At 44.7% G+C, this 2,027-nt stretch carries 2 protein-coding genes; one reads left to right on the forward strand and one right to left on the reverse strand.

What is annotated here, in order from left to right; translation table 11 throughout:
* Positions 1-839, reverse strand: an 839-nt coding sequence (locus tag PX482_RS10390) for a PulJ/GspJ family protein (protein WP_288122408.1), incomplete at its 3' end; no start/stop codon positions are given.
* Between the two features lie 612 nt (positions 840-1,451).
* Between PX482_RS10390 and gloA the strand changes: the two genes are divergently transcribed.
* A complete protein-coding gene (gene gloA / locus PX482_RS10395; RefSeq protein WP_002758448.1) occupies positions 1,452-1,862 on the forward strand; it encodes a lactoylglutathione lyase in 411 nt (136 codons plus the stop codon).
* Positions 1,863-2,027 lie beyond the last annotated feature (165 nt).

Raw genomic sequence — 2,027 nt, forward strand, 5'->3', positions numbered from 1 at the left:
GGGGTGGGACTAGGGGTGGGACTAGGGGTGGGACTAGGGGTGGGACTAGGGGTGGGACTAGGGGTGGGACTAGGGGTGGGACTAGGGGGGGGGCTTACGATACAAAATGTTTCACAGGTTCTGGGGAAAACTCCGGTGCTGACAGAGTAGTTAAATTTCTCACCGGTAGTCATCTTTACCCAAGCGTTGGCATTCAAAATCACTTGATTACCACCACCCTGGCGAACACAGGTATAAAAACCCTCTACCGCGCTACTAGCGGCGGGGATTCGGTTAAAATTCCCAAGACAAACGGGGTCATTAGGAGGCGGTGCTAACATATCGGTGACGGGGGAATGTTGCCAAGTAACAACATTTGCGGGGGTGGTGTAGTTGCCATTAGGGTCCAAGTTTGGACCATAGCGCCACAAGACTCGCGGACCGGTCAAGCTACTTTCAGGGCCTGTGGTACGGGTATAGTAAACGATCTGTTCACCGAGCAGCCGATTGGGATTGCTGGGGTCGGGAATTTGGAAAGCTAGAACTGGTTGCGCTCCTGAGGGTACTTTGTCAGTGTTGATCTCCCCTTGAGAATCAGCGATAATTCTTGCCCGTCTCACTTCATCTGAAACAAACTCTAGAGTACGATTAAGATTATTTTGGATTTCACTCTCAGCATTAGCTCGATAATTGCTTCTGAGCAGGTTAATTACGCCATTTCCCGACACCAAGACGGCAATCAGCATCATCAAACCTGCTAGTAAAACTTCTGTAATCGTGAAACCCGCTTGCAGAAGACGATGAGCGGATTTTTTCTGTAAACGACCTAAGTGATTGATGTACTCTAAATAAAAACGCATAGCTTTAACCCGTCCCAATTTCTCTGTTCTGTACTCCCCTAAATATTTAACATTTATTGCAGTCACAGAGGTTTTATTAAACTACTGGTCAATCAAGTCGAAAGGGGTTTTCGGAAACCACTGAAAATTTACTACTACCTACTACCTTCAAAATTTCCCTAGAAAACTCCCGATCAAAAATGTCTCGACCTAACTAACTTTACCACTAACTACAGGATAGCCTAAGAAAATCCCATAGATAGTAATTGAAATATGGCCAGAAAGGTGATTTTGGTTACAGCTATTAAGGCTCTTCGGTTTGTGTTATGCAATGGATGGGGGTTATAAGGAATGAAACCCTTATAGAGAAAGACATTACCGCGATTTTTGTCAATTGTTTGCGATCTAGAGCGAACTAATCAATTAAATCTCTTGCCAGATAAGGATTTAGTCGATTTATGCCCCCCTATCGAACCATACCAAGTCCCGAAGAGCCGCTATTAATCGCTTTTGGGAGTGAGGTTTCGTACATTTGTATTGGTGAAATGGTTGACCCTCAAGGAGATAAGAAGGCCCAAGGACTGGTTACAATCAAGGATGAATAATTTTTCGATCGATGTCATCTAAATAATCATGCGTCTCTTACACACCATGCTCCGGGTCAATAACTTGCAGGAATCTCTACAATTTTACTGCGATGTGCTAGGAATGAAGTTATTGCGTCAGAAAGACTATCCCAATGGTCAATTTACCCTCGCTTTCGTCGGTTATGGCGATGAGGCTAATCATGCTGTCATCGAACTGACCTATAATTGGGGAGTCGATCGCTACGAAGTCGGTAATGCTTACGGTCATATCGCCCTAGGCGTGGATGATATCTATAGCACCTGTGAGAAAATTAAAGCCCTTGGCGGCAATGTCACCAGGGAACCAGGCCCGATGAAACACGGTTCTACGGTGATTGCTTTCGTGGAAGATCCTAATGGCTACAAGATCGAGTTAATTCAATTAGGAACCCAGGGTGCTGCCGTGGCTACGGCTTAAATTTATTGTCGTCAAAAACTTAAGTAGGGTTGGCTGAATAAATCTAAAAACCTTGTTGGATAAGACTTTTAGACTTTTTTGACCTCAAAAAGTGCCAGCCATTGGAGGGATCGGGGCGAAAATTCCTGGACTTTTTCCCTGAAAATTAGGTAATTGACCGTCTGA

The sequence above is a fragment of the Microcystis sp. M53602_WE12 genome, assembly GCF_030065455.1.
Classification (GTDB): domain Bacteria; phylum Cyanobacteriota; class Cyanobacteriia; order Cyanobacteriales; family Microcystaceae; genus Microcystis; species Microcystis aeruginosa.